Origin of the sequence: Duganella sp. CF458, assembly GCF_900113115.1 — a bacterium.
GTDB lineage: Bacteria > Pseudomonadota > Gammaproteobacteria > Burkholderiales > Burkholderiaceae_D > Rugamonas.
The window spans coordinates 1-3,917 of record NZ_FOOF01000045.1 but is presented as its reverse complement, the minus strand read 5'-3'; the positions used below and the strand labels follow the sequence as shown (position 1 = coordinate 3,917).

General features: G+C 56.4%; 2 protein-coding genes and 1 pseudogene. All 3 read left to right on the top strand.

The genetic code is table 11. The features are described 5' to 3' along the window. Nucleotides 1–626 precede the first annotated feature (626 nt). The 3 genes and pseudogenes from ltrA (at nt 627) to BM269_RS28815 (ending at nt 3,156) form a co-directional block, all read left to right on the top strand. Nucleotides 627–1,727, top strand: coding sequence for a group II intron reverse transcriptase/maturase (gene ltrA / locus BM269_RS28825; RefSeq protein ID WP_211482762.1), 1,101 nt, complete (start codon nt 627–629; stop codon nt 1,725–1,727). 220 nt (nt 1,728–1,947) lie between these two features. Further along, nucleotides 1,948–2,418 (top strand): annotated as a pseudogene (locus tag BM269_RS28820) (IS3 family transposase); the annotation flags it as partial. A 456-nt stretch (nt 2,419–2,874) separates the two neighbouring features. Continuing rightward, a complete protein-coding gene (locus tag BM269_RS28815) occupies nt 2,875–3,156 on the top strand; it encodes a hypothetical protein (RefSeq protein ID WP_090446023.1) in 282 nt (93 codons plus the stop codon). Nucleotides 3,157–3,917: the final 761 nt, after the last annotated feature.

Below are 3,917 nucleotides of genomic sequence, written 5' to 3'. Positions count from 1 at the left end.
CACCAATTCCGGGCATGACATGCCGGTCGCGCCGAACTTGTTGAACCAAACGTTCCTGCCGACGCGGCCAAACGAAGCCTGGGTGGCAGACATCAGTGTGCCGCAGCAAGCGGCGTAAGAGATGAGGGTATGGCCCCTCGCAATCGGCTTGCAGGAGCGGGTTGCAAACCACCATAAGCGGCGTTGGTCAAAAGCCTGGGTCGTGAGCGTTATGGAAAAGGTGCCTTCGAGGCATCAGGTATGGATTAAGGAAGACGAACAACCGTGAACTGCCGTTCAAGTGTCGAAAGTACTCAGATGACATCAAAACCGGGGAGTGATGTTGCCCTGCGATTAGTCTGGCCGTTACCTGCTTACGGGCCAGGCGGTGTCCGGCATAGAGGCAGCGTCAGTCTGATCCGGGCTCTTACGTTGAACTGCGGGAACCTTCGGTGGCGATGTAAAGCGAAAGGCACAAGCCCGAAAGGCACAAGCCCGAAAGGCAAGGCCGATAGTAGCGATGCGCCACCAAGGGACGGAGCAGCTCGTAGTAGTGTTGAAGCCGCTGTAATGGCGGTGGAGCGAAGGGGCTGCGTCATCCTGGCATTTGGTTGTGTCAACCGTGCAAGCGGGAGGAGCGCAGCCCAATGACCAAGCCTTATGACATTCCCAAGGCGCTTGTATGGGAAGCCTATAAAAGTGTGAAAGCAAATGGAGGGTCTGCGGGTATAGACCGTGAATCGCTGGACCAATTCGAGAGCCGCCTAAGCGGCAACCTGTACAAGCTCTGGAATCGTATGTGTTCTGGGAGCTATATGCCGCCTCCGGTAAAAGGCGTGGCCATCCCGAAGAAATCTGGCGGGGTGCGCATGCTGGGAGTACCGACGGTGGCGGACAGGGTGGCGCAAACGGTGGTCAAGCAACTGCTTGAGCCAGTTATCGACCCGATATTTCATACCAATTCCTACGGCTATCGTCCTGGGCGCTCGGCGCACGATGCGATCGCCATGGTGAGGCGGCGAAGCTGGGAATATGACTGGGTGATTGAGTTCGATATCAAGGGACTCTTTGATAACATCGAGCATGATCTGCTCATGCGGGCGCTAAGAAAGCACTGTCAGACGCCATGGGCGCTGCTATACGTCGAGCGTTGGCTGAAAGCGCCAATGCAAATGTCGGATGGTGCGCTTGTAGAAAGGACGCGAGGCACGCCGCAAGGTGGAGTCGTCAGTCCTTTGTTGGCCAATCTGTTTCTGCACTATGCATTTGACAGCTGGGTAGGTCGTCATCTTCCAAGCGTGCGGTTCTGCCGCTATGCTGATGATGGGGTGATCCACTGCCGAAGTCAGGCGCAGGCTAAGTTCGTCTTGGCAAAGATTGGCGAGCGCTTTGGGCAGTGCGGGCTCGAACTACATCCTGAGAAAACGCGGATCGTGTACTGCAAAGATATCAATCGGCAGGGAGATTTCCCGTGTGTGCAATTTACGTTTCTTGGCTATACTTTTCGACCGCGCAAAGCGATGGACAAGTTTGGTCGCGTCTACGTGAACTTCGCCCCCGCCGTTAGTCGTGACGCCCTCAAGGCAATACGGCAGGCGATACGTGGGTGGCACCTTCAGCTGAAATGTGACAAGAGCGTGGCGGATCTGTCCGCCATGTTCGATCCAATAATCCGAGGTTGGCATCAGTATTACGGTCGATTCTACGAGTCGGCGATGTCCGCTGTGTGGAAGCACTTGAATGATTAGCTGACGCGCTGGATGATGCGCAAGTACAAACACCTTGCTCGGCACAAAACCCGTGCAGGGCATGCTCTTGGGCGACTTGCGCGCAAGTTTCAAAATGCCTTCTGGCATTGGAAGCTGGGATGTCTCCCTAATGCTGGATGATGGGAGCCGGATGAGTCGAGAGGCTCACGTCCGGTTCTGCGAGGGGCCGTGGGTGAAATTCCCACGGTCTACTCACCCCTACATCGCGACCGAGGAAGGCTGGCTCTATCTGGCCGGCGTGAAGGAGGTGTTCACCTGCGAGCTGGTAGGCTATGCGATGGGGCCACGCATGACGCAGGACTTGACGGCGCAAGCCTTGTGGCAAGCTGTGCGCAACAAAAGACCGGCGGCGGGATTGATCCATCATTCTGATCGCGGCAGTCAATACTGCGCAGAGAAATACAGGAAACTGCAGAACCAATTTGGAATGAAGACTTCGATGTCGCGCAAGGGAAACTGCTTCGACAACGCGCCGATGGAGAGCTTCTGGGGCAACTTGAAAAATGAGCTGGTTCATCATTGTCGCTTTGCATGCAGGGCTGAAGCGCAGGCGGCAATCACGGAGTACATTGAGATCTTCTACAACCGCCAGCGGCGCCACTCGCGCCTTGGCTACAAATCGCCAGCGCGCTTTGCGGCGGAATTCAATAAAGAAGCGCTGGCAGCTTGAGACGAGAGTGTCCACTATTGACAGTACACCTCAGTGGGGCAATTACGCTGCACTGAATGCAGTCGGTCGTCGAAACTGGGGCGGCTTCGCACCCGGCACTCTGTAAAGCGGTCAGTCCCACTCTTAGTCGGGAAAATGGCCCGCAAACGCGGGCTAAACCCGAAGACGGGCAACATGTCAAGAATCCCAGCGGGATTTTCAAATGCTGGGCATGTGGAGGTAAACCTCCTTCTGAACCGGACAATTGTCGGTAATCTTTGTATGGAGCTTACACTGGATATGTGAGGCGCACCGTGCTGAATTTCACACTTTGGCGCATTATTATCAGTGATACGTCGGTCTCAACGTGCTGCAGGCCGTTGCCATGCGATGTCATTTGCCCGCGTTGCCGAATGCGCCCGCCCCAAACGCGCTAAGATGAATAGGTAGCCAGTCATCTTCGAGCATGAGGTTGAGGTGCAAGAGCAATATTCACTTGCGACGGCGGACGAGACCAGGACGACCGATGGCTATGTATATAACGTGTCGGTCAAGGAAGTCCCTGACGGATTTCAAGCGCAATTGGTGTGGATCAGCATGCCCGCCGAGCGAATGGAGCACTTGGACGAAGCCATGACGACCACGACCTTTCACAGCGCGAGAGCAGCGATCGCTGAGGCGCACTCGCTGGCGCTGGAACGCATCCTTGCATGGCGCGAACCATCAAGTGCGCATCAGGACATGCCTACAGGAACCTAGCGCGGCGTCGGGATGGGCTCCTGCGCAATAGCGCGATGGCTAATCACCCACCAGGACCAACTTGAGTGGCCCACCAGGCCTACGAATGGCTGCAATGCTATTGCGGTATCCGCATCGCGGACAAAGAAAGTATGCACCAAGGTGGTCAATGGCGGGTTGGTATTCCGAATGATGCAGTTTGCCCGCGCATCGCTTGCAGATCCACATGTGCACCTCCCTTCGGAATGCTGAGCATAGCACGACCTGTCGACTGGCGCGGGCGTCAGTGCTTTGCCATGGCGCTCGTGCGGGCCGTACTTCCTTTGGACGAATTTGCTGGTCGCAGATGCTTAAGGCAAGACGGTATGCGGCGCGCAGAACCCCGGGCCATACCAGCATGTGCGGCCACGGTCGGGACGGCGGGGTAGTGAGGTTGTGGCACCGCTTGATGCAGGCCTTCCAAAGCGCGGTAGATGACACCGTCATCACTTCGATCCGGTTGACGAAAGAATCGGCGCTTACTTGGCAGAGGCGGCAGCAACGTGCGCGGTAAGCGGGCTTGCCGACGCCAGGCCGCGCAACGATCCTTGGTCGATACTTTTGGGGCGGAGGGCAGTTGGCGCCCATTCACCGAGCCATGCTCCTTCAGGAACTTGTACTGAGTGTGCCTGGGATCATTAGAATCAGTAAAGTGGACCCATCAGTCAAGACACTTTGCCGGGTAATTTAAGCTGCGTCCATTTCCAACTCAACAGCTGCTCGGCGCTGCCCCGTAGTACCTT

Coding starts and splice junctions, on each gene's coding strand:
- ltrA (WP_211482762.1), top strand. CDS start 627: ATGACCAAGCCTTATGACATTCCCAAGGCGCTTGTATGGGAAGCCTAT.